The 25,115-nt window shown below is 72.1% G+C and carries 25 protein-coding genes; 16 read left to right on the forward strand and 9 right to left on the reverse strand.

Translation table 11 applies throughout. The annotated features are described in order from the left end of the window. Positions 1 to 102 precede the first annotated feature (102 nt). From purS to ACYVIP_RS04725, 4 genes are read left to right on the forward strand one after another with little or no spacing between them, the layout of a single operon-like run. A complete protein-coding gene (purS, locus tag ACYVIP_RS04710; RefSeq protein WP_460392359.1) occupies positions 103 to 339 on the forward strand; it encodes a phosphoribosylformylglycinamidine synthase subunit PurS in 237 nt (78 codons plus the stop codon). After that, complete coding sequence (purQ, locus tag ACYVIP_RS04715; protein WP_460392361.1) at positions 336 to 1,004, forward strand: phosphoribosylformylglycinamidine synthase subunit PurQ; 669 nt, start codon at positions 336 to 338, stop codon at positions 1,002 to 1,004. Before purS ends, purQ begins: the two co-directional genes overlap by 4 nt. After that, entirely contained in the window at positions 1,001 to 3,268 is a 2,268-nt protein-coding gene (gene purL / locus ACYVIP_RS04720) for a phosphoribosylformylglycinamidine synthase subunit PurL (protein WP_460392363.1), read from the forward strand. The genes purQ and purL overlap by 4 nt, the downstream gene beginning before the upstream one ends. 4 nt (positions 3,269 to 3,272) lie before the next feature. Next, positions 3,273 to 3,959, forward strand: coding sequence for a class I SAM-dependent DNA methyltransferase (locus tag ACYVIP_RS04725; RefSeq protein WP_460392365.1), 687 nt, complete (start codon positions 3,273 to 3,275; stop codon positions 3,957 to 3,959). Between the two features lie 9 nt (positions 3,960 to 3,968). On the opposite strand, the gene ACYVIP_RS04730 is transcribed toward ACYVIP_RS04725, so the two are convergent. After that, on the reverse strand, positions 3,969 to 5,144 hold the full coding sequence (locus ACYVIP_RS04730; RefSeq protein WP_460392367.1) for a pentapeptide repeat-containing protein: 1,176 nt from the start codon (positions 5,142 to 5,144) through the stop codon (positions 3,969 to 3,971). Between the two features lie 82 nt (positions 5,145 to 5,226). Then, the gene (locus ACYVIP_RS04735; protein ID WP_460392369.1) at positions 5,227 to 6,030 is read right to left on the reverse strand and encodes a lysozyme; all 804 of its coding nucleotides are present in this window, start codon (positions 6,028 to 6,030) and stop codon (positions 5,227 to 5,229) included. 349 nt (positions 6,031 to 6,379) lie between these two features. Here ACYVIP_RS04735 and ACYVIP_RS04740 point away from each other — a divergent pair, with 349 nt between their 5' ends. From ACYVIP_RS04740 to ACYVIP_RS04765, 6 genes are all read left to right on the forward strand, one after another. Further along, on the forward strand, positions 6,380 to 8,410 hold the full coding sequence (locus ACYVIP_RS04740; protein ID WP_460392371.1) for a putative bifunctional diguanylate cyclase/phosphodiesterase: 2,031 nt from the start codon (positions 6,380 to 6,382) through the stop codon (positions 8,408 to 8,410). A gap of 9 nt (positions 8,411 to 8,419) precedes the next feature. Then, entirely contained in the window at positions 8,420 to 9,064 is a 645-nt protein-coding gene (locus tag ACYVIP_RS04745; RefSeq protein ID WP_460392373.1) for a DUF3558 family protein, read from the forward strand. Positions 9,065 to 9,175: 111 nt separating this feature from the next. Beyond that, on the forward strand, positions 9,176 to 9,550 hold the full coding sequence (locus ACYVIP_RS04750) for a hypothetical protein (RefSeq protein WP_460392375.1): 375 nt from the start codon (positions 9,176 to 9,178) through the stop codon (positions 9,548 to 9,550). Positions 9,551 to 9,598: 48 nt separating this feature from the next. Next, positions 9,599 to 10,951 (forward strand): PPE domain-containing protein, encoded by a 1,353-nt coding sequence (locus ACYVIP_RS04755; RefSeq protein ID WP_460392377.1) that lies wholly within the window; start codon positions 9,599 to 9,601, stop codon positions 10,949 to 10,951. An 81-nt stretch (positions 10,952 to 11,032) separates the two neighbouring features. Next, entirely contained in the window at positions 11,033 to 11,845 is an 813-nt protein-coding gene (locus tag ACYVIP_RS04760; RefSeq protein WP_460392379.1) for an ESX secretion-associated protein EspG, read from the forward strand. After that, complete coding sequence (locus ACYVIP_RS04765; protein ID WP_460392533.1) at positions 11,842 to 12,219, forward strand: sterol carrier family protein; 378 nt, start codon at positions 11,842 to 11,844, stop codon at positions 12,217 to 12,219. Before ACYVIP_RS04760 ends, ACYVIP_RS04765 begins: the two co-directional genes overlap by 4 nt. A 3-nt stretch (positions 12,220 to 12,222) precedes the next feature. Here ACYVIP_RS04765 and arfB read toward each other — a convergent pair whose 3' ends face one another. The 6 genes from arfB to ACYVIP_RS04795 all read right to left on the reverse strand — a co-directional run bounded on the left by arfB (position 12,223) and on the right by ACYVIP_RS04795 (position 17,522). Next, positions 12,223 to 12,657, reverse strand: coding sequence for an alternative ribosome rescue aminoacyl-tRNA hydrolase ArfB (gene arfB, locus ACYVIP_RS04770; RefSeq protein ID WP_460392381.1), 435 nt, complete (start codon positions 12,655 to 12,657; stop codon positions 12,223 to 12,225). Positions 12,658 to 12,660: 3 nt separating this feature from the next. Then, on the reverse strand, positions 12,661 to 13,515 hold the full coding sequence (locus ACYVIP_RS04775) for a hypothetical protein (protein WP_460392383.1): 855 nt from the start codon (positions 13,513 to 13,515) through the stop codon (positions 12,661 to 12,663). Next, on the reverse strand, positions 13,512 to 14,021 hold the full coding sequence (locus ACYVIP_RS04780; RefSeq protein ID WP_460392385.1) for a SigE family RNA polymerase sigma factor: 510 nt from the start codon (positions 14,019 to 14,021) through the stop codon (positions 13,512 to 13,514). The genes ACYVIP_RS04775 and ACYVIP_RS04780 overlap by 4 nt, the downstream gene beginning before the upstream one ends. Before the next feature lie 75 nt (positions 14,022 to 14,096). Next, a complete protein-coding gene (purM, locus tag ACYVIP_RS04785; protein WP_460392387.1) occupies positions 14,097 to 15,182 on the reverse strand; it encodes a phosphoribosylformylglycinamidine cyclo-ligase in 1,086 nt (361 codons plus the stop codon). An 11-nt stretch (positions 15,183 to 15,193) separates the two neighbouring features. After that, on the reverse strand, positions 15,194 to 16,705 hold the full coding sequence (gene purF / locus ACYVIP_RS04790) for an amidophosphoribosyltransferase (protein WP_460392389.1): 1,512 nt from the start codon (positions 16,703 to 16,705) through the stop codon (positions 15,194 to 15,196). An 88-nt stretch (positions 16,706 to 16,793) separates the two neighbouring features. Continuing rightward, on the reverse strand, positions 16,794 to 17,522 hold the full coding sequence (locus ACYVIP_RS04795) for a maleylpyruvate isomerase N-terminal domain-containing protein (protein ID WP_460392392.1): 729 nt from the start codon (positions 17,520 to 17,522) through the stop codon (positions 16,794 to 16,796). 110 nt (positions 17,523 to 17,632) lie between these two features. On the opposite strand from ACYVIP_RS04795, the gene ACYVIP_RS04800 reads away from it, so the two are divergent. Then, positions 17,633 to 17,947, forward strand: coding sequence for a hypothetical protein (locus tag ACYVIP_RS04800; RefSeq protein ID WP_460392394.1), 315 nt, complete (start codon positions 17,633 to 17,635; stop codon positions 17,945 to 17,947). Beyond that, positions 17,944 to 19,875: an alpha/beta hydrolase gene (locus ACYVIP_RS04805; RefSeq protein ID WP_460392396.1), complete on the forward strand. Its 1,932-nt coding sequence runs from the start codon at positions 17,944 to 17,946 to the stop codon at positions 19,873 to 19,875. The genes ACYVIP_RS04800 and ACYVIP_RS04805 overlap by 4 nt, the downstream gene beginning before the upstream one ends. A gap of 10 nt (positions 19,876 to 19,885) precedes the next feature. On the opposite strand, the gene ACYVIP_RS04810 is transcribed toward ACYVIP_RS04805, so the two are convergent. After that, positions 19,886 to 20,875, reverse strand: a complete 990-nt coding sequence (locus tag ACYVIP_RS04810; protein ID WP_460392398.1) for a LacI family DNA-binding transcriptional regulator — start codon at positions 20,873 to 20,875, stop codon at positions 19,886 to 19,888. 77 nt (positions 20,876 to 20,952) lie between these two features. Between ACYVIP_RS04810 and ACYVIP_RS04815 the strand changes: the two genes are divergently transcribed. From ACYVIP_RS04815 to ACYVIP_RS04830, 4 genes are read left to right on the forward strand one after another with little or no spacing between them, the layout of a single operon-like run. Then, positions 20,953 to 21,999 carry a Gfo/Idh/MocA family protein gene (locus ACYVIP_RS04815; protein WP_460392400.1) on the forward strand — a complete coding sequence of 349 codons (1,047 nt, stop codon included), beginning with the start codon at positions 20,953 to 20,955 and terminating at the stop codon, positions 21,997 to 21,999. Then, positions 21,996 to 22,865, forward strand: coding sequence for a TIM barrel protein (locus ACYVIP_RS04820; RefSeq protein WP_460392402.1), 870 nt, complete (start codon positions 21,996 to 21,998; stop codon positions 22,863 to 22,865). The genes ACYVIP_RS04815 and ACYVIP_RS04820 overlap by 4 nt, the downstream gene beginning before the upstream one ends. Before the next feature lie 30 nt (positions 22,866 to 22,895). Beyond that, on the forward strand, positions 22,896 to 23,915 hold the full coding sequence (locus ACYVIP_RS04825; RefSeq protein ID WP_460392404.1) for a sugar ABC transporter substrate-binding protein: 1,020 nt from the start codon (positions 22,896 to 22,898) through the stop codon (positions 23,913 to 23,915). Positions 23,916 to 23,926: 11 nt separating this feature from the next. Continuing rightward, positions 23,927 to 24,973, forward strand: a complete 1,047-nt coding sequence (locus ACYVIP_RS04830) for an ABC transporter permease (RefSeq protein WP_460392406.1) — start codon at positions 23,927 to 23,929, stop codon at positions 24,971 to 24,973. Positions 24,974 to 25,115 lie beyond the last annotated feature (142 nt).

The raw sequence follows: 25,115 nt of genomic DNA on the forward strand, positions 1-25,115 counted from the left end.
TCTGCTGCCTCCGCAGGGCCACCGCCCGCCCCGATCGGGCGAACCCCCAGCTCAGGTAGTCTTCGGCAGTACCGCCACCACGCACCTTGGGAGCAGCCTGTCGTGGCCCGAGTCGTCGTCGATGTCATGCCGAAACCCGAGATTCTGGACCCGCAGGGACAGGCGGTGGCCAACGCGCTGCCCCGTCTCGGGTTCACCGGGATCTCCGATGTCCGTCAGGGCAAGCACTTCGAGCTGGAGGTCGACGACTCGGTCGACGACGAGACGCTCGCCAAGCTCGCCGAAGGCTTCCTGGCCAACCCGGTGATCGAGGACTTCGTGGTCCGGAGGCTGCCGTGAGGATCGGGGTGATCACCTTCCCCGGCACTCTCGACGACGCCGACGCGGTCCGCGCGGTGCGCTACGCGGGCGCCGAGCCGGTCGCGCTCTGGCACGGCGACGCCGACCTGCGCGGAGTGGACGCGGTGGTCGTGCCCGGCGGCTTCTCCTACGGCGACTACCTGCGCGCCGGTGCCATCGCCCGGTTCGCGCCGGTGATGGGCGAGGTGCTCACCTCGGCCCGCGGCGGGCTGCCGGTGCTCGGCATCTGCAACGGCTTCCAGATCCTGTGCGAGGCCGGCCTGCTGCCCGGCGCGCTGCTGCGCAACGCCGGGCTGCACTTCGTCTGCCGCGACCAGACGCTGCGCGTCGAGCGCACGTCGACCGCGTGGACCAGCGGCTTCGCCGAGGGCGCCGAGGTGGTGATCCCGGTGAAGAGCATGGATGGCAGGTACACCGCCGCGAAGTCCACTGTGGACGAACTGGAGGCTTCCGGTCGCGTGGTCTTCCGCTATGTCAACGGAAACCCCAACGGCTCGCTCGACGACATCGCCGGCATCAGCTCCGCGGACGGCCGGATCGTCGGCCTGATGCCCCACCCGGAGCACGCGATCGACGAGCTGACCGGGCCGAGCGCCGACGGTCTGCGCCTGTTCACCTCGGTACTCGGGTCGGTGCTCGCATGACCGCCACCACCCAGGTCGACACGGTCGCGCTCGCCGCGACCACGCCCGACCTCGAGCAGCCCTACCGCGAGCTGGGCCTCAAGCCGGACGAGTACGCCCGCATCCGCGAGATCCTCGGCCGCCGGCCGACCGACGCCGAGCTGGCGATGTACTCGGTGATGTGGAGCGAGCACTGCTCCTACAAGTCCTCGAAGGTGCACCTGGCCTACTTCGGTCAGACCACCACCGACCAGATGCGCGCGTCCATGCTCGCCGGCATCGGCGAGAACGCGGGCGTGGTCGACATCGGCGACGGCTGGGCGGTGACCTTCAAGGTCGAGTCGCACAACCATCCCTCCTATGTCGAGCCGTTCCAGGGCGCGGCCACCGGCGTCGGCGGCATCGTGCGGGACATCCTCGCGATGGGCGCCCGGCCGCTGGCGGTGATGGACCCGCTGCGCTTCGGCGCGGCCGACGCGCCGGACACCCGCCGCGTGCTGCCCGGCGTGGTGGCCGGGGTCGGCGGCTACGGCAACTGCCTCGGCCTGCCCAACATCGGCGGCGAGGTCGTCTTCGACCCGTCCTACCAGGGCAACCCGCTGGTGAACGCGCTGTGCGTGGGCGCGATGCGGGTCGAGGACCTGCACCTGGCGCACGCGTCGGGCACGGGCAACAAGGTCATCCTGTTCGGCGCCCGCACCGGGCTCGACGGCATCGGCGGGGTGTCCGTGCTCGCCTCGGACACCTTCGCCGGCGACGAGGGCGGTGCCGGCCGCAAGAAGCTGCCCAGCGTCCAGGTCGGCGACCCGTTCACCGAGAAGGTGCTGATCGAGTGCTGTCTTGAGCTGTTCGGCGCCGGGCTCGTGGTCGGCATCCAGGACCTCGGCGGCGCCGGCCTGTCCTGCGCGACCAGCGAGCTGGCCTCGGCCGGCGACGGCGGGATGCGCGTCGAGCTGGACCGGGTTCCGTTGCGCGCCACGGGGATGACCCCGGCCGAGATCCTCTCCTCGGAGTCCCAGGAGCGGATGTGCGCGGTCGTCCGCCCGGCCGACGTCGCCGACTTCATGCGCGTCTGCCAGCGGTGGGACGTGATCGCCACCGAGATCGGCGAGGTCACCGACGGCGACCGGCTGGTGATCGACTGGCACGGCGAGACCGTCGTCGACGTGCCACCCAGGACGGTCGCGCACGAGGGCCCGGTCTACCGCCGCCCGATCGTGCGCCCGGCAGACCAGACCGACCTCGAAGCCGACGACCCGGTGGTGCTGGAGCGCCCGCACACCCCGGACGCGCTGCGCGCGGAGATCCTGCGCATGGCCGCGTCACCCAACCTGGCGTCCCGCGCCTGGGTGACCGAGCAGTACGACCGGTACGTCCGTGGCGGCACCGTGCTCGCCCAGCCGGCGGATGCCGGCATGATCCGCGTCGACGAGGCCACCGGCCGGGGCGTCGCGATCTCGTGTGACTGCAACGGCCGGTACACCCGCCTCGACCCGTACGCCGGCGCGCAGCTCGCGCTGGCCGAGGCCTACCGCAACGTCGCGGTGAGCGGGGCCCGTCCGCTGGCCGTCACCAACTGCCTGAACTTCGGCTCGCCGGAGGACCCCGGCGTGATGTGGCAGTTCGAACAGGCCGTCCGCGGCCTGGCCGACGGCTGCGCCGAGCTGGGCATCCCGGTCACCGGCGGCAACGTGAGCTTCTACAACCAGACCGGCCACACCCCGATCCTGCCGACGCCGGTCGTCGGCGTGCTCGGCGTGATCGACGACGTCCGCCGGCGGATCCCGACCGGTCTCGGCGCCCCCGGCGACACCCTGCTGCTGCTCGGCGACACGACCCCGGAGCTCGGCGGCTCGGAGTGGGCCCACGTGGTGCACGGCCACCTCGGTGGCCGCCCGCCGGTGGTGAACCTCGACCGCGAACGCCGGCTGGCCGACCTGCTGCGGTCCGGCGGGGTGGCCGCGGCCCACGACCTGTCCGAGGGCGGCCTGGCCCAGGCACTGGTGGAGGCGAGCCTGCTCGCCGGCGTCGGCGTCGAGGTGACCCTGCCGGGCACCGACCCGTTCGTCGCCCTGTTCAGCGAGTCCAGCGCCCGGGTGCTGGTCTGCGTCCCGGCCGACCAGACCGAGGCGTTCACCGCGAGGTGCGCCGACGCGGAGGTGCCATGCCACCACCTCGGCACCGTGACCGCGACCGAGCACGTGGCGATCGAGGGCCTACCGGCACTGCCGCTCACCGAACTACGTACCGCCTGGGAGGCGACCCTGCCGGCCCTGTTCGGCTGAGCGGATGGACCCGTTCCAGGCCCACCCCGACACCTACGCGCGGTGGGCCGAACGCGGGCCGGTCAACGCGCACTACGACCGCCCGGCGATCCTGCGCCTGGCCGGTGACCTGCGGGGTAAGCGCGTCCTCGAACTCGGCTGCGCCGGCGGCTCGCTGACCGAACTGCTGGTCGACCGGGGAGCCGACGTGCTCGGGGTGGACCGGGAACCCCGCCTGGTCGAGGTCGCCCGACAGCGGCTCGGCGACCGCGCCCGCTTCGAGGTCGCCGACCTCGCCCGCCCGCTGACCATGGTGTCCACCGGCGGCGTCGACGTGGTCGTGGCCTCCCTGGTCCTGCACTACCTGGAGGACTGGACGCCACTACTGACCGAGTTGCACCGCTGCCTGACCCCGGGCGGCGCACTGGTGTTCTCCGTGCACCACCCGATCACCGGCTGGCTGCTCTCGGACCGCACCGACTACCACCGCACCGAACTGATCACCGAGGACTGGGACTGGGGCGAGCGGTGGGTCACCGCCACCATGTACCGCCGCCCCCTGTCCCGAATCTTCGGCGACCTGCGCACCGCCGGGTTCACCGTCGACGTGGTCGACGAGCCGCGACCGGAACCGAACCAGGACATCCCCGACGAGGTCGCCGGCATCCTCGCCACCCAACCGGTGTTCCTGTTCCTGCGCGCGGTCCGGTAGCCGCCACGGTCACGGGCGGACGATGCCGAAGTCGGGTTCCCGGGTGGTGTCGACGTGCCAGCTCGGGGGTAGGTGGTTCTCGTGGGCGGTGGACACGCGCATGCCGAACGTGCGGCCGGTCAGCGTGTCGCCGGCCACCCGGAGGTCGATCCCGGCGTCGAACTTGGCCTCGGTGAAGTCCACGTTCTGGTCGAACACCGCGTTGCGGAATGTCACCGGACTGTCCCACCTGGACCGCGCGAACTTGGACTCGCCGTGGAACCGCGTGCCGGACAGGTCGACCGCCCCGCGCGCGGTGAACCGGCTGAACCACGACCGCTGCTCGAACACGATGTTCTCCAGGAACAGCCGGCCCCAGGTGCGTCCCCCGGTGAACCACGCCGGCCCGCGCACCACACAGCCCCGCAGGGAGTTCGACTCGTACAGGTTCACCTCGCGCGCCCGCAGCTGTCCGATCACCTTCCCGGACAGGTCGAAGTACTCCAGCGTCGCGCCGTGCAGGTCCAGGTTGTAGGCGACCGCGCCCTCCGCGTCGGCGTCGGGCAGCAGGTCGGCGATCAGCCGCTGCGCGGTCAACCGCACCTGCAACCACAGGTCGGCCTCCTCGGTCGGCCGCTCGGCGTCCCACGGCTTGTCCCTTGTCCTGGCGTGCCGGGGATGGTCGAACGGCCGGCGCAGGTACGAACAGATCACATCCAGCACGTCCTGGGTGTACGCCGGCCGGCTGCGCGCGAGCCCGGCCAGCGCGTGCAGCGCGCCCACCCGCACCTGGTCGGCGTCACTGCCGAGCAGCTCCACCGCCCGCAGGAACCGCTCGTCGGCCGCCCGCTCCCGGTCGTGCTCGGCGCGGGCGCTCTCCAACTCCTGGCGGCTGCGGTCGAGGTCCTGGCGGTCCTCGTCCACTCGTCGCCTGCGGTCGTTGAGCCACAACGCGTACAGCGCCACGATCGACCCGGCCGCGAGCCCGCCGGTGCGCAGCGCGTCGGCCCGGCTGGGGTTCTCCCCGGTCAGCAACCAGCCGGTGACCAGCGCCAACGCGCCGCCGGCCAGGAGCACCGTGCCGATCAGCCGCAGGTTCTCCATGCCGGCGCGCGACCGCCGGGCGCGCACCGTCCACACCACGAACACCGCGACCCCACTGGCGATCGCCGCCGCGCCGACCACCATGAACAGCACGTTGGACATCCAGCAACTCCCCAGGCGCCAGCGAACGTAGAAAGGGGATCCTCGCACCGTCGGCGCGAGGATCCCCGGTGGTTGGTCGAACTCAGTCGCTGTTGGTGGCGAACACGACCAGCCGGTCGTAGGAACCGTTGAACGTGTTCTGGTCGATCGGCGACGAGCTGTACTGCCACACCGTGTACATGCTCCAGCCGACGGGCAGCGTGCCGACGGTGGACGCGTACCGCGCGACCCACAGCGGGTTGGTCGAGCCGAAGCTCGCGCCGACACACTGGTTCCACCAGCTGGTGGAGGTGTAGATCGCCGGGTACTTGTTCCAGCGCGCCTTGTAGGTGTCGCTGAAGTCGCGGATCCAGTTGGTCATGGCCGTCTTGGACAGCCCGTAGCAGGTCGCGCCGTACGGGTTGTACTCCATGTCCAGCGCGCCCGGCAGCGTCTTGCCGTCACCGGACCAGCCGCCGCCGTTGCTGGAGAAGAAGTTGGCCTGGGTGGCGCCGCTGGACCTGTCCGGCAGCGCGAAGTGGTACGAGCCCCGGATGAAGCCCTGGTTGTAGGAGCCGCCGTACTGCTGGTTGAAGTACGGGTTGGTGTAGCCGGTCCCCTCGGTCGCCTTGACCCAGGTGAACCGCTTGCCCGCGTTCCACTGGGCCGCCCAGTCGACGTTGCCCTGCCAGCCGCTGACGTCGATGCCGGGCACCGATGCCAGTACGCCGACGTCGCGCGGGTCGACCGTGCGCGGCATCAGGGAGGTGTCCTCGTGCTTGCGGATCTGGGAACCCATCGGGTGGTCGTACTTGTGTACCAACGCGTCCATCGCGGCCTGGTCGCCGGCAGGGGTGGCGTCCTGGCTCGCTGCCGCCGGGCTGGCGAGCACGGCTGTCGTGGTCATGATCGTGAGTGCGACGGCCGCACCTAGCAGTCCGCGGCCCCGGCCACGGAAGATACGGTTCATGGTGATGGCCCTTTCCGATTGCCCTCGCGTCGGCAGCTCACGGTCCGGAGCTGCCAAGATACAGATTGTCGTCGCGGGCTACCGATTTGTCACCCGGTCTGGTGAATTCCTAACGGCGAGTTCGGTAACGTTTCGTACGTGACCAGGCATAACGTCCAGAATCTGGACATGGACGGAGCGTGCGGACGGCTCTATCCTCGGGGGACCTCGAAGGCCGAAAGGTGTGACGGTGGTAGGCGCGACTGGCTCAGCTCGCGACACGTTCGCGGCCACGTGGGCCGATGCGTTGTCTGATACCGCGTTCGTCGCCACCGAACGGGCGGACCTGCGCCACCGGCTCGGCGAGCTCACCGACATCCTGGTGGCGGAGATCTGCCGTAACCCGTTCGAGCCGAAACCCGTCGAACGGGTCGGCGCCGAGCTGGTGACGCTGCGGTTCATCGCCCCGGAGGCGCTCGCGGCGACCATCCGGCTGGTCGGCGACCTGCTGGCCAGCCGCGACAACGGTCGGCTCGCCGCCGTGCAGGCCGCGTTGACCTGCGGGTTCGTCCGCGCGGTGCAGGCGAGGATCTTCCGCGAACAGGAGATGCTGCGCCACGCCGCGCTGGACGCCCGCGACCGGGCGGAGGCCGCGCGGCGGCAGAGCGAGGCCCGGTTCCGCGCGATGTTCTCCGACGCCGCCATCGGCATCGGCATCACCGACACCGCCGGCCGCCTGCTGGAGATCAACTCCGCGATGGCCCAGATGCTCGACCTGTCGCCAGAGCAGATGCAGGGTCGGACCCTGGAGGAGTTCCTGCACCCCGACGACCCGCCGGAGCTGCAGAACTACTTCGACGAGACGATCACCGGCCAGCGCGACCACTACCGGATCGAACGCCGCTTCCTCCGCTCGGACGGCTCGGCGCTGTGGACGAACCTGACCGTGTCGCTGGTGCGCGACGAGCACGGCGCCCCGCAGCTGCTCGTGGGCATGGTCGAGGACAACACCGAGCGGCACGTGCTCTCCGAGAAGCTGCGTCACCAGGCCAACCACGACCCGCTGACCGGGCTGGGCAACCGCGCGCTGTTCACCGACCGGCTGCACGCCGCCTTCGCCACCGGCGACGCCCGCATCGGCCTGTGCTACCTGGACCTCGACGGGTTCAAGGCGATCAACGACACCCTCGGTCACGTCGTCGGCGACCAGCTGCTGGTGGAGATCGCCGACCGGCTGCACCGGCTGGTGTCGGCCCCCGGCCGGGTGCTGGCGCGGATGGGCGGCGACGAGTTCGTCGTGCTGGTGGAGCACACCGACGGGATGGCCGAGCTGACCGACCTCGCCGAGCTGCTGCTGGCCGAGGTGAGCCAGCCGGTGCTGGTCGGCGGCCACCGGCTGACCGTGTCGGCCAGCGTCGGCATCGTGGAGCGCGCGGTCGCCACCGCCAACCCGGCCGACACCATGCGCGACGCCGACGTCACCCTGCACTGGGCCAAGGTCGACGGGAAGAACCGCTGGGCCTGCTACGACCCGGAGCGCAACGCCCGCGAGATCGCCAGGATCACGCTGTCCGCCGCGATGCCGGCGGCCCTGGAGCGCGACGAGTTCTACGTCGAGTACCAGCCGATCGTGCGGCTGTCCGACGGCGCGCTGCTCGGGGTGGAGGCGCTGGTCCGCTGGGCGCACCCGGAGTTCGGTCGCCTCGGTCCCGACCGGTTCATCGGGCTCGCGGAGGAGACCGGGCTGATCGTCCCGCTCGGCCGCTGGGTGCTGGCCACGGCGTGCGCCCAGGCCGCCGCCTGGGCCGCCGACGCGGCCGCCACCGGTGGGCCGGAGCCGACGGTCAGCGTGAACCTGGCCGCCCGCCAGCTGCTCGAACCCGGCCTGGTCGACGACGTCGACCAGATCCTGCGCTCGGTCGGCCTGCCGCCGACGAGCCTGCAGCTCGAGCTGACCGAGAGCGCGATCATGGGCACCACCGGCGAGCCGCTCGGCGCCCTGCACAAGCTGGTCGACCTCGGCATCCGGATCGCCATCGACGACTTCGGCACCGGCTACTCCAACCTGGCCTACCTGCGGCACCTGCCGGTGCACGCGCTGAAGATCGCCGGGTCGTTCGTCGAGGGCCTGCGCGCCGACGAACCCGACTCGGTGGACGCGCAGATCGTCCGCGCGCTGGTCTCGCTGGCGCACACGCTCAAGCTGGACGTGGTCGCCGAGGGCGTGGAGACCCGCGACCAGGCCGACCGGCTGACCGCGCTCGGCTGCGACTCGGCGCAGGGTTGGCTGTACGCGAAGCCGGGACCGCCCGAGGAGATCAGTCGCTGGCTCGCCTAGCGTTGACCCATGCCGACCCAACGGATCGTGCTCACGTCGCTGCTCGTTGGCCTGCTCGGGGTCGTGGGCTGCTCGTCGGCCGAGCGGGGAACCCCGGTCGCCGACGACCCGCCGGCCACCAGCGAGCAGCCGGAGTCCCCAGCCGAGTCGACCGAGCCGTCGACCCCGCCGTCGACCCCGCCGGCCGACGACGCCCCGCCGGTGGACCGGCCAAAGCCCATCGACCTCACCACGGTCGACATCTGCCAGGTCCTCGCCGCGCTCCCGTTGCCCACCTTCAAACTCGACGGTGATCGGCCGCCGCTCGCGGGCGAGTCGAGCCTGTTCCCCGGCGCGAAGGACTGTTTCGTCAACGGCATCGAGCACAACGTGTCGCTGTTGGTGGTCGCGGTGACCGACCAGGGCGCCAAGGACTTCACCGAGTTCGCGAACGTCGCCGCGAAGTCCGACACCGAGGCCGCCGGCTACCCGCTGACCGTGCTCACCCCGCAGGCGCCGGCCAACTGCATGGGCGTGCTCGACGTGCACGACGGGCAGCTGCTCTACCTCTCCTACGGCCTCGGCAACCCGGCCGGACAGCCGGCGACGCCGCAGGCCGATCTCTGCCGTACCGTGCCGGAGATCGCCACGGCCGTGGTCGGCGCGCTCGGCTGATCATAACGAGTCGGTAACGGTGGGATCTTGGCGCGTTTGGTGGAACCGCTTCGCTCGTGTCCACATCAGAGCTAAGGTCGTCGCGATTGCACAGACTGAGGAGAACGAGTCGTGTTCCTTGTTGACGGTGGCGGTGGATCCGTCCCGACCGGCCCGACCTACTCGGGCACGCAGAGCCTGCGCATCGAGCCGGCCGCGATCCCGGGCGCGCTCGAGGCCTTCCGTGAGGCCTATGACCGGGTCACTCGCAAGGTCAGCGAACTGGGCGGCCTGCCGATCACGCAGTGGGCCGGGGACCCGGTGAGCGGGGAGACGGCGAAGCTGTTCGGTGAGCGCACCAACGGTGGCGGCAGCGACTCCGCGTACGAGTGCCTGCTCGGCTACCAGCGCCAGCTCGCCAACGCGATCGAGTCGCTGGAACTCACCGAGCAGGCCTACATCCAGACCGAGGGGACCAACAGCGAACGCTGGGGCACCTACGCCTAGACCGCTGGCGCTACGCATGCTGATTCGCGTGCAGAGGGATTGATCTCCATGACACACCGTTGGGCGGGGTACGGGCATCCCGCGCTCCACAAGATGATCAACGCTGGCCCCGGGCCGGCGGCGTCCGATCCGCAGGCCACGTACTGGCAGGACCTCGCCAAGGAGTTGACCGAGGCCGACCAGGCGCTCAACACGAAGTTGACCGGCCTGAACGCCACCTGGGAGGGTGCCGCGGCCGAGCGGGCGCAGTCGGGGCTGACCCCGCTGGCCGAGTGGGCCAACGACGCGCAGTCGGCGAGCACCGTAATGAAGACCTCGGCCGAGCTGCAGGGCGGCTACGTCGCCGACGCGCGGTCCAACATGCCAGAGCCGGTGCCGGTCACCACGCCGTCGCCGTCCGGCTGGGCAGTCGCGGGGGCGGCCGCGTCCGCGCTCACCGGCAACATCGGCCCGGCGGTCGCCGTGGCCAACCAGGCACAGGATCACGAGGCGCAGGAGGCCGCGCAGAACGAGGCCGAGCAGCGCGCGATCCAGACCATGCAGAGCTACGAGTCGAGCAGCACCTGGAACCGGGAGACGCTCGGCACGTTCGTCGCGCCCCCGGACGTCGTGGTGGCCACCCCGCAGCCGGCCTCGCTGCCCTCGGTCGCGGGTGTCGGCGAGCTCGGCGGTGGCGCAGGCGGCGTCGGTAGCGGCGTCGGTGGGCACACCGTGCCCAGCGGTTCCGGCACGTCCGGCGGCGGCGGTGGCAGCGCCACCATCCCGACCGGTGGTGGCGGAGGCGGCGGTGGAGGGGGTGGTGGTGGCGGCAACGGCAGCCTGCTCCCGCCGCCGCAGTACACCACTCCGTCGGGCACCGCGCCGCCCATCACCACGCCGGCGAACTTCCCGCCGATCGGCAACAACCCGCCGATCACCGGCAACCCGCCCTTCCCCGGCAACCAGCCGCCCTACGGCAACCCGCCGTTCGGGCCGGGCAACCCGCCCAACGGCCTGCCGATCACTGGTCCCGGCGGTGGGCCCAACGCGAGTGATGTCGCCCGCAGCGCGCAGAACCTGCGCGGTCTTCCTGGCGGCGGCCCCGGCGGTACCGGTGGCCTCGGTGGTCCTGGTGGTGCCGGTGGTCTCGGTGCCGACGGCACCCGGGCCGGCTCGCAGCTTGGCCGCGGCCCCATGGGCGGACTGCCCGGCGGTGGCGGCATGGGCCCGGGCGGTCCCGCCGGCGCGGGCGGTCGTGGCGGTGCCGGTGGCCCGATGGGTGCCGGTGGCCGGCGCGCGGAGGGCGAGGACGACGACGAGCACTTCGCGCCCGACTACCTGATGGAGACCGACGACGTGTGGGGCGACACCGACCTGCGCGTGGCACCGACTGTGATTGGCGAGATTTCGCCGCAACAGTGAGCTGACCTAGAACGACGGACGGAGCGGGGGCCGCATTCGCGGCACCCGCTCCGCCTGTCTTATTAGCTAAGGTTGTGCGTTGTGACCAGCACGTTCTCCATCGGTGAGCGGGAAACCGAGCCGATCACCCTTTCCGCGCTCGAGTTCGACGTGTTGTGGGAGCACCTGCGTCTTGGCCAGTTGCCGCTGGTGGTCAAGGTCCCGTCGCCCGGTCGGACGTTCGAGGAGCGCGAACAGCTCGAACGGCAGGCGTGGGCGGCGCTGGAGAGCAGGGGCCTTGGCCGGCCGGTCGACCTGCACCCGGACGTCGAGTCCATCCTGACGCTGATCGCGCGGCCGGAACGCGAGGTCGACGTCCGCGCGCACGCCGGCCGCAACGTCCGCGCGCTGGCCGCCGCGGTCGGTGCGTCGGCGGCGGTGGCCGAGCTGTCCGACGGCCAGATCGTGCTGCGGCACGCGTCGCCGTCGGGGCTGGCCAGCGCCGTGCTTGGCTCGCTGGTCAGCAAGTCCGCCGGGCCGGGGCAGTCGGTCACGTTGCGCACCACGGACTTCGAGGCCGCGGCCAACGCGGGTGGCGGCACCAAGGAGGGGTTCCTGCACGCCCTGGTCGGCCATGGCATCCGCCACGACGACGCGACCGCGCTCACCGAGATGATCAAGGACGTCTCCGGCATGGGCAACTTCGGCGCCGCGGCGCGCGACAAGCTCGGCCGCCGCCGCCGGGCCCAGCGGGTGGTGTCCTTCTTCGACACCGACGACGGCCGCTACGTGCAGATCCGCCGCCCGTCCCAGGACGGGACGATGTGGACCACGATCTCGCCGGCCGACGCCCGCAAGCTGATCCACTACGTCGAGGAGATGCTCGCCGAGATCCTCACCGAGGTGGCCTCCTGACCGCCAAGCCGGTCGACCCGCACGAGCTGCGGGCCGCGGTCGCGGCGGTGCACCCGTGGTTGACCGGCGATGCCGACCAGCCGGACCGGCCGGTGCTGGCCGCCGCGGTCCGGTTGAGCCTGCGCACCCTGGCCACGGACGCTCCCGGTCGCAGCGTCGAGGTGCGCGTGCCGCCGTTCGCGGCCGTGCAGTGCATCGAGGGACCCCGGCACACCAGGGGAACCCCGCCCAATGTGGTGGAGACCGATCCCCGAACCTGGCTCGAGTTGGCCATCGGCGCGCTGACCTGGCTCGATGCCGTCGCCGCCGGCCGGGTTACCGCGTCGGGCAGCCGGGCCGACCTGTCCGCCCAGCTGCCGCTGCTGCGGTTCTGAGGCTCAGTCCTCCGGCCCCGCCCGCCGGCCGCGCTTCAGCTCGCCCCGGTGGCGCTTGGCGGTGAGCCTGCGCTCCTTCGCCCGCCGGCTCGGCTTGGTCGCCCGGCGTTTCGGTGGTGGTGGCGCGGCGGCCGCGCGCAGCACCGACACCAGCCGCTCCCTGGCCGCCACCCGGTTCGCGAGCTGGGCACGCTGTGCGCTGGCGGCGATGGTGAGCACGCCGTCGACCAGTCTGCTGCTCAACGCGGCCAGCATGCGCTCCCGCAGCCAGCCCGGTATCGCGGGTGACCTGGCGATGTCCAGGGACAGCTCCACCCGGCTGTCGGTGGTGTTCACGCCCTGGCCGCCAGGGCCGGAGGACCGGGAGAACCGTTCCCGGAGCTCGTCGGCGGGGATGACCAGCTGTGGCGAGACCACCAGGTCGTCGGTGACGTCCACGCGCTACCTGACGACCAGGTCCGGCTGCACCGCGAGCTTGATCATCGTCGACTCGGAGAGCGACGTCGCCTTGGACTGCGGCCGCCTGCCCTTGTACTCGTCGATCGAGGTGATGTTGGACGTGGTGACGGTGACGTAGCCGCCTTCCGGCCGGACCGCGCGCACCACCCGCCGCAACTGGCCGTCCGCGAACTCCTGTTGGCCGATGGCCATCGGGTGGCCGTACTCCTCCCGGACCTCGCACCGGGTGACCGAGTCGATGATGTCCGTGCAGTCGGCGCTGCCGGCCGCGCCCCGCTCGACGGTCAGCCACAGCTGACCGGACCCGTCGGAGGTGTAGAGGTCCGCCTCCAGCTGGTAAACGCCCGTCTCGACCTCGTAGAACTCCGGGCCGCTCGCGCCGAGCAACGGCTGGAGGTCGGCACCGGTCGGCAGCACTCCCGGCTCCGAGAGCACCGCGGCGAGCCGGGCGACGGTCCGGTCGGCGGACTCGTCCGCCGACGTGCTCGAGGGTGGGGAGACGGTGGTCTTCGTGGAGTCCGGCGCGCTCGGGGTGGGCGTCCGCACCGGACCCGTCGGGGGCTCACCGGCCGCGGGCGGGATCGTCGGGTTCTCCGTGACCAGGCTGCTCACCAGCACCGTGCCGAGCACCACGGCGACCACGCCGGCCACCGCGCCACCGGTCTGGAACAGCCTGCGGTTGCGCAGTCCGCGCTTGCCGTCGCGGACGATCCCCGCCCGGTCCAGCGACAGCGGTGGCTCGCCGGCCAGCGCGCCGTCCAGCCAGCGCCGCACGTCGGCGTCGTTCAGGTCGTCGTTCGGGTCGCCGTTCAGGTCGCTGTTCGGGTCGTCGGTCATCCCTCACCCGCTCCCGCCGGTTCGTCGCTGGACAGCATTCGGCGCATGGCCGCCAGGCCCTTGGCCGACTGGCTCTTGATCGTCCCCTCGCTCTTGCCGAGCGCGACCGCGGTGTCCTGGACGGACAGATCCTCCCAGTACCGGAGCACGACCACCGCCCGTTGACCGGCCGGGAGCCTGGCCAGCGCCCGGCGCACGTCCACCGCCTCCTCGATGCCGCCCGGCCCGATCTCGTTCTCCGGCAGCACCTCGACGACGGACTCGCGCCGCCGGTAGGCCCGCCGGGACTCGTCGATCGCGGCGCGCACCATGATCTTTCTCGAGTACGCGTCGACGCTGCCGTCCCGGCGGATCCGCGACCACGCGACGTACATCTTCGTCAGCGTGGTCTGCACGAGGTCCTCTGCTCGATGCCAGTCGCCTCCACACAACAGGTAGGCGGTTCGGCGCATGACAACGGCACGGCTCTCGAGATACTCCCCGAACTCCGCATCGCGGTCGTACACGAACCTGTGGTCCTCTCGGTCGCCCCGTGATACGGCGGGACCACCCCGGCGGGTTGCCCCAGCGTGCGCTGCCGCTCAGAACCGAGGATGGTCCCCGGCCAGCACGGCGCGCGCGGCGTCCGGATCGTCGCCGATCGGCGTGATCTCGCCAAGCACCCAGGACGGCACGTGCCGGGCGGTCAGCACGGCGAGGGTCCGGTCGGCATCCTCCGGCGCCACCACGGCCACCATGCCGACGCCCATGTTGAACGTGCGCTCCATCTCCAGCCGCGCCACCCGCCCGCGCTGGCCGATCATGGAGAACACCGGCGCCGGCGTCCAGGTGCCCCGGTCGAGCACCGCGCGCAGTCCCGGCGGGATCACCCTGGCCACGTTCGCCGCCAGGCCACCGCCGGTGACGTGCGCGAACGTGCGCACCTCCGCCTCGGCGACGACCGCGAGGCAGTCCTTGGCGTAGATCCTGGTCGGTTCGAGCAGCTCCTCACCCAGGGTGCGGCCGAACTCCTCGACCTGGCCCTCCAGCGGCATCCGGCCGATCTCCAGCAGCACGTGCCTGGCCAGGGAGAACCCGTTGGAGTGCAGGCCGGTCGAGCCCATGGCGATCACCACGTCGCCCGGCCGGACCCGCTCCGGGCCGAGCACCGCGTCGGCCTCGACCACGCCGACGCCGGTGGCCGACAGGTCGTAGGCGCCGTCGGTCATCAGGCCGGGGTGCTCGGCGGTCTCGCCGCCCAGCAGCGCGCAGCCGGCCAGCACACAGCCGTCGGCGATGCCCTTGACCAGCGCGGCGATCCGCTCCGGGATGACCGTGCCGACCGCGATGTAGTCCTGCAGGAACAGTGGCTCCGCCCCGCACACGACGAGGTCGTCGACCACCATGGCGACCAGGTCCACGCCGACGGTGTCGTGCACGTCGAGGGCCTGGGCGACCGCGATCTTGGTGCCGACCCCGTCGGTCGAGGAGGCGAGGATGGGCTCCCGCCAGCGGTCGAGGCGAAGCCGGAACAGGCCGGCGAAGCCGCCGATGCCGCCCATGACCTCCGGTCGGGTCGTCTTCGCGGCGAACGGCTTCAGCTGTTCCACGGCCTGTTCACCGGCCTGGATATTCACCCCCGCCGCGGCGTAGGTCGCGTGTGGGGAGTTGGCGCTGGTGTCGGTCATCGTGTCCAAGCTCAGGGTCGCCGGAGTGCGTCCCCGGCACCATATCCGGCCGCCGCCACCGGGGCGGCGGAGCCTGCGACGCCTTTCTCCAACCCTTCGAGCAGGTGCTTGCCGATTTTGGTCTCCTCCGGCAGCTCGATCGGGTAATCGCCGTTGAAACAGGCCATACACAGCCGGCTGCGCGGCTGCTCGCTGGCCGCGACCAGACCGTCGAGCGAGACGTAGGCGAGCGAGTCCGCGCCGATGGAGCGGCGGATGCCGTCCAGCTCCAGCCCGTTGGCCACCAGCTCGGCCCTGGAGGCGAAGTCGATGCCGTAGAAGCAGGGCCAGCGCACCGGCGGCGAGGCGATCCGCACGTGCACCTCCAGCGCACCGGCCTCGCGCAACATCCTGACCAGCGCGCGCTGGGTGTTGCCGCGCACGATCGAGTCGTCGACGACCACCAGCCGCTTGCCCCGGATGACGTCCTTGAGCGGGTTGAGCTTGAGCCGGATCCCGAGCTGGCGGATGGTCTGCGACGGCTGGATGAACGTCCGGCCGACGTAGGCGTTCTTCACCAGGCCGGAGCCGTAGGGGATCTCCGAGCCCTGCGCGTAGCCGATCGCGGCCGGGGTGCCGGACTCGGGCACCGGGATGACCAGGTCGGCCTCGGCCGGCGCCTCCTTGGCCAGGCGGCGACCGATCTCGACGCGGGTGGCGTGCACCGAGCGGCCGGAGATCGTGGTGTCCGGCCGGGCGAGGTAGACGTACTCGAACAGGCAGCCCTTGGGCTCGGGGTTGGCGAAACGCGCGGAGCGCAGGCCGTCGGCGTCGATGGCCAGCAGCTCACCCGGCTCCACCTCGCGCACGAACGACGCGCCGACGATGTCCAGCGCGGCGGTCTCACTGGCCACCACCCAGCCGCGCTCCAGCCTGCCGATCACCAGCGGGCGCACGCCGTGCGGGTCGCGGGCGGCGTAGAGCGTGGTCTCGTCGGCGAACACCAGGCAGAAGGCGCCGCGGACGTCGGGCAGCAGCTCCATCGCGGCCTGCTCGATGCCCCGGTCGGCGGTGGCCGCCGCGAGCAGCCCACTGAGCAGGTCCGAGTCGGTGGTCGCGCCGTTGTTGGTCGGCACTCCGGCCGCCCGCGCCCGCTCCCGCAGCTCGGCGGTGTTCACCAGGTTGCCGTTGTGACCCAGCGACAGCCCGCTGCCGACCGCGGTGTTGCGGAAGGTCGGCTGCGCGTTCTCCCAGGTCGTGGACCCGGTGGTGGAGTAGCGGCAGTGGCCGACGGCGATATGGCCGCGCAGCGAGGAGAGCACCTGCTCGTCGAACACCTGGCTGACCAGGCCGAGATCCTTGTACACCACGATTCGCTGGCCGTCGGAGACCGAGATGCCGGCGGCCTCCTGGCCGCGGTGTTGCAGTGCGTAGAGCCCGTAGTAGGTGAGCTTGGCGACTTCCTCGCCTGGGGCCCACACGCCGAACACACCGCATTCTTCACGGGGCTCGGTTTCCGGCACGTCATGTTGGTCGGTGACCACCGAGTCAACTCCCTGCGGACGGTGTCAGGTGCCAGCCGCCAGTGTAGGTGGCCCGCACCGCGGGCATGGCGCCCGACCGACGTGGCGATCAGCTCATTCGCAGTCCGCGGAGAACCTGCTCGTCGCCGGTGCCGGTGAGCCGCATCCGGTTGCGGAGCTGGTACAGCAGGTTCTCGGCCCGGCCTTCGAGCAGCGCGTCCGCCTGCTCGCCGGGCGCCGCCGGGCGGACCTCGGGCACCTGGCCAGGGACCAACCGGACGAACCACGCGCGCGGACCGTCCGTGGTGGACACGATGGCCGTTCCCCGGTGCTGGGGCGGGGAGTCGCCGAGCTGGCGGGCGGCCAGCAGCGTGCCGAGCAGCTCGTCGATGGCGTCGACGGCCTGGTCGTGGCCGGTCGGCTCCAGGGTGCGCAGGGTGGCCTGGGCGTCCCAGCGGCGCAGGTTCAGCTCGTGGGCGGCGCGGCGGTGCCAGACCCAGGCGAGGTCCGGGGCCGCCGGCGAGAACGTCCACACCGGACGGTTGGCCGGGGTGTCGGCCAGTGCGGCGGCCGCGGCGGCCAGCGCGGTGTCCAGATAGGCCACCGGGTCGGCCACCGGCGCCGGCGGCCGCGCGCGGAGCTGGAGCGGGCTGCCGCTGGTCAGGTAGCGGGTGACCTGGTCGAGGAACCGGCCGACGTGCAGGGTCAGCTCGGTGAACGTCCAACCGGGACAGGACGGCACCCGCGCGCCGAGGTCGGCCGCGCGCAGCGCCCTGCGGAAGTCGGTCGACTGCTCGTCGAACACCTCGGTCCACCGCCGAGGGCCCCAGTCCGCCACGCCGCCGCTCCCTCCCACGTCATGCGCACATGCACACAGTGCGCGCGAAAACACCCTATGCGGTCAGGTCTGGCGTTAGCGTCGTTTTCGCGCCAAACCGAGGAGGTCACGTGCCAGAGGGCTACCAGGTTGACCCGGCGACGCTGCGGGGCGCGTCGACGAAGATCTACGAGGGCTCGGACGCGGTGGGGGACGCGGCGGCGTTGCTGTCGGTGGCCCAGCTGGTGCCGGCCGCACTCGGCGAGGTGGCCGCGGCCGACGAGCTGGCCACGGCGTTCACCGACTTCGTCACCCGGCACGGCGACGACCTGCGGCACGGCTCGGTGTGGGTGAACGCCGCCGCCGACGGGCTGGTCGCGAGTGCGGACGACTACGAGCACGGCGACCAGACCGCCGCCGTCGACGTCACGGCGGCCGGCTCATGACCACCGATCCCGAGGTGCTGTACGGCAAGTTGGCCAGCGGGGACGCCGGCCGGATCAGCGCGGTGCTCGAGCCGATCGGCTCGGCCCGCTCGGCGCTGACCAGGGCTCGCTCGGCGATCGACGGCGGCGGGTCGACGGCGGCCTCCGGCTGGGAGGGCACTGCGGCCAGCGGGTTCGCGTCCAGGGCGAGCGTGTCCGGCTCGGCGGCGACCTCGGCCGCCGACCGGTTGGCGCAGGCCGGCGACATCGTGACCGCGGCCGCCGGCGCGTACCGCACGATGCGCGGCGGGGCGGACAACGCGATCCAGGCCTGGCGCTCCCGGCCGGCCGATCTCGACGACGCCGCCCTCGAAGCGCTCGCCACCAGGGTCAACGACGCCCTCGGCACGGTGCGCGACGGCTACGAGCGGACCCTGCGGGCCTACGCGGGCGCGCTGTCGGGGCTCGCACCCGCGTTCGCCGAGACCGCGGCCGGCGACCCGTCGTGGGCGGCCACCGCGCCGCGCGCCGGGCTGACCGTGCCGCCGCCGGGGACCGACCCGCGCGCGGTGGCGCAGTGGTGGCGCGGGCTGTCCGAGACCGAGCGCGACCAGCTGCTGGCCACCCAGTTCGACGCGCTCGGCCGGCTGCGCGGACTGCCGGCCGAGGTACTCGACGACGCCAACCGGCGGCGGATCGAGGTCGACCAGGCGCAGTTCGCCGCGAAGGGCGCCGACCTGGACGCGCGGATCTCCCAGCGTGCGGCGGAGCTGGGCATCGACCTCGAGGACGAGAGCGCGCTGCGCGCCGATCCCGAGCTCGCCGACCTGCTCGACCAGCGCCAGGACACCGACCGCTGGCTGGCCAACGCGACGGCGGCCGCGGACCGGGTGACCGAGGCGGCGGCGCTGTCGCCGGACGGCGCCTACGTGCTGTCCTACGACCCGGTCGGCCCCGGCGCGCAGGAGGGCCTGCTCGCGGTGGCGCTGGGCAACCCGGACACCGCGGACAACCTGGCGGTCGTGGTCCCCGGCACGGCGACCACGCTGGAGAACGGCTTCCCGAACGGCTCGGCGGCCGACCTGCGCGCGGAGATGAACGCCGCCGCGCCCGGCGAGCAGAACGTGACCGTCGCCTGGCTCGGCTACGACGCGCCTGCCTGGGACCTGAGCGTGGCGACCAAGGACAACGCGGTCGGCGGCGCGGGAAACCTGGTGGCCGATGTGGACGGCTACCGCGCGGCGGCCGACGGGCAGCAGCACATCTCGGTCATCGGGCACAGCTACGGCAGCGTGACCGTCGGCTACGCCGGGATGAACGGCCTGGCCGCCGACGACATCGCGTTCATCGGCTCGCCCGGCGTCGGCGCGTCCACTGTGGACCAGCTGTCGGCCGGCGACGGGCACGTGTGGGCCGGCGCCACCGAGCACGACCCGGTCGTGCAGGGCACCAGCGGCGACTGGTTCACCGCCGACGGCTCCTCGACCGGACCGTACGACAGCTCCTTCGGCGCCAACCAGTTCGGCGCGGCCGACGGCGGCAACGCGCTGCACGCGCACTCGAACTACTACAGCCCCGGCTCGGAGTCCCTGCACAACCTGGCCAACATCGCCACCGGCAACTACGCCGAGGTGTCCGACCCGCGCTGGCAGGACTCCCCACTGCCCCCGGAGGCCCCCGGCTCCAACCTCCCGGTGATCGGCCCGGTCATCGACGCCACCGTCAACGCCGGCCGGGAGGCGGTGGACATCGTCGAGGACGTCGGCGGCGGCCTGATCGACGCCGGCGGCCACGCCCTGGACGGCGACTGGGACGCCGCCTGGAACGAGCTGACCGACACCGGCGGTGAACTCGTCAACGACGCCGGCGACGCCGTCCTCGGCACCATCGGCGACGCCGTGGAAGGCACCCGCGACCTCTACGAGTCCACCATCGGCCGCCTCTTCTAACCCGGCGAGGTCAGGGTGGGGGTGCGGTGGTGGTGCGGATGACCAGGCGGGGTGGGAGCAGGTGGCGGGCCGGGGCGGTGCGGGTGCCGCGGACACGTTGCACGAGTGCCTCCGCGGCCAGTCTGCCCATCTCGGCGCGGGGCTGGTCGATGGTGGTCAGGGACACGTGGCGCAGGGCGGCGAGCCAGGTGTTGTCGTAGCCGACCACCGACACGTCCTTGGGCACCGACAGGCCGGCCTCCTCCAGCGTGGAGATCACGCCGACCGCGTTGAGGTCGTTGGCCGCGAGCAGGGCCGTCGGCGGGCGCTGGTCGAGCAGCGCGCGTGCCGCCGTCGCGCCGGCCGCCTCGGTGTACTCGCCGCGCACCACCCTCGGGGTCAGCCCGTGCCGGCGCATGGCGGCGACATAGCCGGTCCTGCGCGGCGCGGACTGCGAGCCGCCACCGCCGTCGATGTGCGCGATGTCCTTGTGCCCCAAGGAGACCAGGTGATCGACGGCCATCCGCGAGCCGACCCGGCCGTCGTCGTTCACCGTGTCGACGGTCGGCCTCCTGGACGACCGGGAGACCAGCACCACCGGCGTGTGGGTGGCCGCGCCGGTGATCGACCCGGCCGGCAGCACCGGACCGAGCAACGCGATGCCCGCCGGGCGGAAGGACAACAGCCCGGTCAGCGCCTGGCGTTCCCGCGTCGGCGAGCGCCCGCCGGTGTTGATCACCAGCTCGAACCCGGCCGCCCTGGCGGTCGCGTCCAGCCCGTCGACGACCTCCGCCCAGAACGGGTTGTGCAGGTCCGACACCATCACGCCGAGCACGTGCGAGGTCCGGCTGGCCAGCGAGCGCGCCATCAGATGTGGGGAGTAGCCGAGCTCGTCGGCCGCCTTGAGCACGGCCGCCCGCCGCGTGTCGCTCACCTTCGGCGAGCCGCGCAGCACCAGCGACACCAACGCGCGGGACACGCCTGCTCTGGCCGCGACGTCCTCGATCGTTGGTCGGGGCACCGCGCCTCCTTGACACACCTGTGAGCGACATTACAGGATGTGCCGAATTAGAGCGCTCCAACCGCAGGGGGTCGCGGATGCGCATCGGCGTGGCCGGAGTCGGCCGGATCGGCACCATGCACGCGAGACATCTCGCCGCGCTGGACCATGTCGATCAGGTCCTCCTCTTCGACCCTGTTCCCGGCCGGGCGGAGCGGGCCGCCGAGTCCGTCGACGGCGCGGGCGGCGCGGGCGGGCGGGCCAGCGCCACCGGCCGCGACGGCGCCCGCGCGGTGGCCGACTTCGACACCCTGCTGCGGCTGGCCGACGGCGTGCTGATCGCCACCCCGACCACCACCCACGCCGACCTCGTCCGCCGCTGCCTGGCCGAGGGCGTGCCCGCGCTGTGCGAGAAGCCGATCGCCGCCGACCTCGCCGAGATGTCCGCGCTGGTCGAGGAGATCGAGCAGACGGACGTGCCGGTGCTGGTCGGCTTCCAGCGCCGGTTCGACCCGGCGATGACCGAGCTGCACCGGCGGATCAGCACCGGCGAGCTCGGCACGATCTACCACGTGCGCGCGGTCGGCTTCGACGCCCAACCGCCCGACTTCGGCTACCTGCCCTCCTCCGGCGGCATCTTCCGCGACCTGCTCATCCACGACCTGGACGCGGTCCCGTGGCTGGTCGGCGAGCCGGTCGTGGAGGTCTACGCGTCCGGCTCGGTGCTGGTCGACGAGGCCTTCGCGTTGGCAGACGACGTCGACAACGCGGTGGCGCTGCTGCGCTTCGCCGGCGGCGCGCACGCGGTGCTCGCCGCCGGCCGGCACGACCCGCTCGGCTACGACCACCGCATCGAGGTGCTCGGCGCGCGGGACTCGGTCACCGTCGGGCTCGACCCGCGCACCCCGCTCAACTCGCTCGACCAGGACGGCCCGACGGCCGTGGACGCCTACCCCGGCTTCGCCCAGCGGTTCCGGCGCGCCTACGTCAACGAGATGAGCGTGTTCACCGGCGTGATCGCCGGTACCTCGGCCAACCCGTCGCCGGCAAGGGACAGCTTGGTCAGCCTGCGGTTGGCGCAGGCATGTGAACGGTCGCGGCGCACCGGAGAGCCGGTTCGCCCGGAAGAGGGGAGCGACACATGAAACTCGCCGCCGCACCCATCTCCTGGGGTGTCTGCGAGGTCCCCGGCTGGGGCCGGCTGCTCGACCAGGACACCGTCCTGCGCGAGATGGCCGAACTCGGCCTCGCGGCCACCGAGCTCGGTCCACCCGGCTACCTGCCGGCCGACCCGGACACCCTGCGCACGACCCTCGACCGGCACGGCCTCGGCCTGGTCGGCGGCTTCCTCGCCGTCGTGCTGCACGATGCCGACCAGCAGAAGTCCATTGTGGACAGAGCGGCGAAGCAGGCGGAGCTGCTCGCCTCGGTCGGCGCCGACGTGCTCGTGCTCGCCGCCGCCACCGGCATCGACGGCTACGACGAGCGCCCGCCGCTGAACCAGGCGCAGTGGCACACCCTGGTCGACACCGCCGGCCTGATCCGCGACGCGGCGGTGCGCGTCGGCGTGCGCACCGTGCTCCACCCGCACGTCGGCACCCAGGTGGAGACCTCGGCCGAGGTCCGGCGGTTCCTCGCCGACTCCGACCTGCCGCTGTGCGTGGACACCGGCCACCTGCTGATCGGCGGCACCGACCCGGTCGAGCTGGTCCGGGCGCACCCGCACCGGGTCGGCCACGTGCACCTCAAGGACGTCCGCGCCGACCTCGCCGAGCAGGTGCGTGCCGGCGTGCTCAGCTACACCGAGGCGGTGGCCGGCGGCATCTACGTGCCGCTCGGTGACGGTGATGTCAACCTCGGCGGTCTGCTGAAACTGTTGCGGGACAACGACTACCACGGCTGGTACGTGCTCGAGCAGGACACCGCGCTGCCCGAGGACGGCAGCGGCGGGGACGACACCCCCCGGCAGGCCACCGCGCGTAGTCTTGCCTTCCTCCATTCAGTCTACTGAGGACATACGGCCCTGATAGGAGAGACAACGATGTCTGACCGAGGGCGCCGAAGGCCCCCGTTACGCGCCGCCGCGCTGGCGGCGACCGCGCTGGTCACCGCATTGGCGGTCGGCGCGTGTACCGGGCCGTCCGCCGAGACCACCAGTGCGCCCGGCGGGGGCGGTGGTGGCGGCGAGTTCGACCCGGCTGCGGCACTCGACTTCGCCGTGGTCACCCACGGCAGCGAGGGCGACGCCTTCTGGAGCGTGGTCAAGAACGGCGCCGAGGCGGCCGGCCGGGACCTCGGCGTCGAGGTCACCTACACCGCCAACGGCGACCCGAGCGCCCAGGCCAAGCTCATCGACAACGCCGTGGCGCAGGGAAAGACCGGCATCGTGGTCTCGATGGCCAACCCGGACGCGCTCAAGTCGTCCATCGAGGCCGCGGTGGCCGCCGGCATCCCGGTGATCACGATCAACTCCGGCGCCGACCGCAGCGTGGAGTTCGGCGCGCTCGCGCACGTCGGCCAGGAGGAGGACATCGCCGGCCGGGCCGCCGGCGAGCGGATGAAGGCGGCCGGCAAGAAGCGGCTGCTCTGCGTGATCCACGAGGCGGGCAACTCCGGGCTCAACGACCGCTGTGACGGCGCCCGCGACGGCTTCGGCGGCGAGGTGACCAACCTCCAGGTCGACATCGCCAACCCGACCGACATCGAGGCCCGCCTGCGCGGCGCGCTGCAGACCAACCCCGACATCGACGCCGTGCTGACGCTGAACTCCCAGGTCGCCGACCGTGCGGTGACCGCGGCGACCGGGGTCGGCTCGACCGCCGAGGTCGCCACGTTCGATCTCAACACCGACGTGGTGGACGCGATCCGCGACGGCCGGATCCTGTTCGCCGTCGACCAGCAGCAGTACCAGCAGGGCTATCTGCCGATCACGATGCTCAAGCTGTACCGGCAGAACGGCAACACGTTGGGCGGCGGGCAGCCGGTACTCACCGGCCCCGGTTTCGTCGACGAGTCCAACGCGGACCTGGTGCGTCCGTACACCGAACGCGGCACGCGCTGAGGAGCCGGGGAATGACGACAACCAGGGAACCCGTACTGACCGACGAACGGCTCGCGCCCGGCGGTCTGGTGAACCGGCTGGTGGTGCGGCCGGAGATCGGCGCGCTGATCGGCGCGCTCGTGGTGTTCGTGTTCTTCTCCCTCGTCGCGGACAAGTTCCTCACCGCGGGCGGCGTCGCGACCTGGCTGGACGACTCGGCGACGCTGGGCATCATGGCGGTGGCCGTGGCGATGCTGATGATCGGCGGCGAGTTCGACCTGTCCGCCGGCGTGCTGACCGCGTCCACCGCGCTGGTCACCGCGATCCTGGCCACCGAGGTCGGGCTGAACGTGTGGCTGGCGCTGCTGCTGTCGCTGGTGTTCGCGCTCGGGGTCGGCGCGCTGAACGGCTGGCTGGTGGTGCGCACCGGGCTGCCGAGCTTCATCGTGACCCTCGGTACGTTCCTCGCCCTGCAGGGCCTCAACCTCGGCGTCACCCGGCTGGTCACCGGCTCGGTGCAGGTGTCCGGGATGCGCGCGGCCGACGGTTACGAGTCCGCCGGGTTCGTGTTCGCCTCCTGGATCACCATCGGCGACACCTCGTTCCAGATCTCGATCCTGTGGTGGCTCTGCTTCGCCGCGGTGGCCGCGTGGATCCTGGTGCGCACCAGGTTCGGCAACTGGACCTTCGCCGTCGGCGGCTCGGCGCCCAGCGCGCGGGCGGTCGGCGTGCCGGTGGCGCGCACGAAGATCCTGCTGTTCATGACGACCGCGCTGGCCGGCTGGCTGGTCGGCTCGATCAACATCCTGCGGTTCACCACGGTGCAGGCCAACCAGGGCATCGGGCTGGAGTTCCAGTTCATCATCGCCGCGGTGATCGGCGGCTGTCTGCTCACCGGCGGGTTCGGCTCGGCCATCGGCGCCGCGATCGGCGCGCTGATCTTCGGCATGGCCAGGCAGGGCATCGTGTTCGCCAACTGGAACTCCGACTGGTTCATGCTCTTCCTCGGCATCATGCTGCTCGGCGCGGTGCTGGTGAACAACACCTTCCGGCGCCGGGCGGAAAGGGTGCGGCGATGAGCGAGCTTGCGAGCGAATCAATCAACACCGGGCGACCGCGAGCGGCCGGACCGAGCCTGCGAGGGACGGTCATGAGCGAGCTTGCGAGCGAATCAATGTCACAGGGCGACCGCGAGCGGCTCGACCGAGCCTGCGAGGGGGA

Source organism: Actinophytocola sediminis, assembly GCF_054779715.1.

Bases quoted from the DNA above. Each gene is read 5' to 3' on its own strand.
- purL (WP_460392363.1), top strand. From the start codon at position 1,001: ATGACCGCCACCACCCAGGTCGACACGGTCGCGCTCGCCGCGACCACG.
- ACYVIP_RS04725 (WP_460392365.1), top strand. From the start codon at position 3,273: ATGGACCCGTTCCAGGCCCACCCCGACACCTACGCGCGGTGGGCCGAA.
- ACYVIP_RS04730 (WP_460392367.1), bottom strand. From the start codon at position 5,144: ATGTCCAACGTGCTGTTCATGGTGGTCGGCGCGGCGGCGATCGCCAGT.
- ACYVIP_RS04735 (WP_460392369.1), bottom strand. From the start codon at position 6,030: ATGACCACGACAGCCGTGCTCGCCAGCCCGGCGGCAGCGAGCCAGGAC.
- ACYVIP_RS04745 (WP_460392373.1), top strand. From the start codon at position 8,420: ATGCCGACCCAACGGATCGTGCTCACGTCGCTGCTCGTTGGCCTGCTC.
- ACYVIP_RS04755 (WP_460392377.1), top strand. From the start codon at position 9,599: ATGACACACCGTTGGGCGGGGTACGGGCATCCCGCGCTCCACAAGATG.
- ACYVIP_RS04775 (WP_460392383.1), bottom strand. From the start codon at position 13,515: ATGACCGACGACCCGAACAGCGACCTGAACGGCGACCCGAACGACGAC.
- purM (WP_460392387.1), bottom strand. From the start codon at position 15,182: ATGACCGACACCAGCGCCAACTCCCCACACGCGACCTACGCCGCGGCG.
- ACYVIP_RS04805 (WP_460392396.1), top strand. From the start codon at position 17,944: ATGACCACCGATCCCGAGGTGCTGTACGGCAAGTTGGCCAGCGGGGAC.
- ACYVIP_RS04815 (WP_460392400.1), top strand. From the start codon at position 20,953: ATGCGCATCGGCGTGGCCGGAGTCGGCCGGATCGGCACCATGCACGCG.
- ACYVIP_RS04820 (WP_460392402.1), top strand. From the start codon at position 21,996: ATGAAACTCGCCGCCGCACCCATCTCCTGGGGTGTCTGCGAGGTCCCC.
- ACYVIP_RS04825 (WP_460392404.1), top strand. From the start codon at position 22,896: ATGTCTGACCGAGGGCGCCGAAGGCCCCCGTTACGCGCCGCCGCGCTG.
- ACYVIP_RS04830 (WP_460392406.1), top strand. From the start codon at position 23,927: ATGACGACAACCAGGGAACCCGTACTGACCGACGAACGGCTCGCGCCC.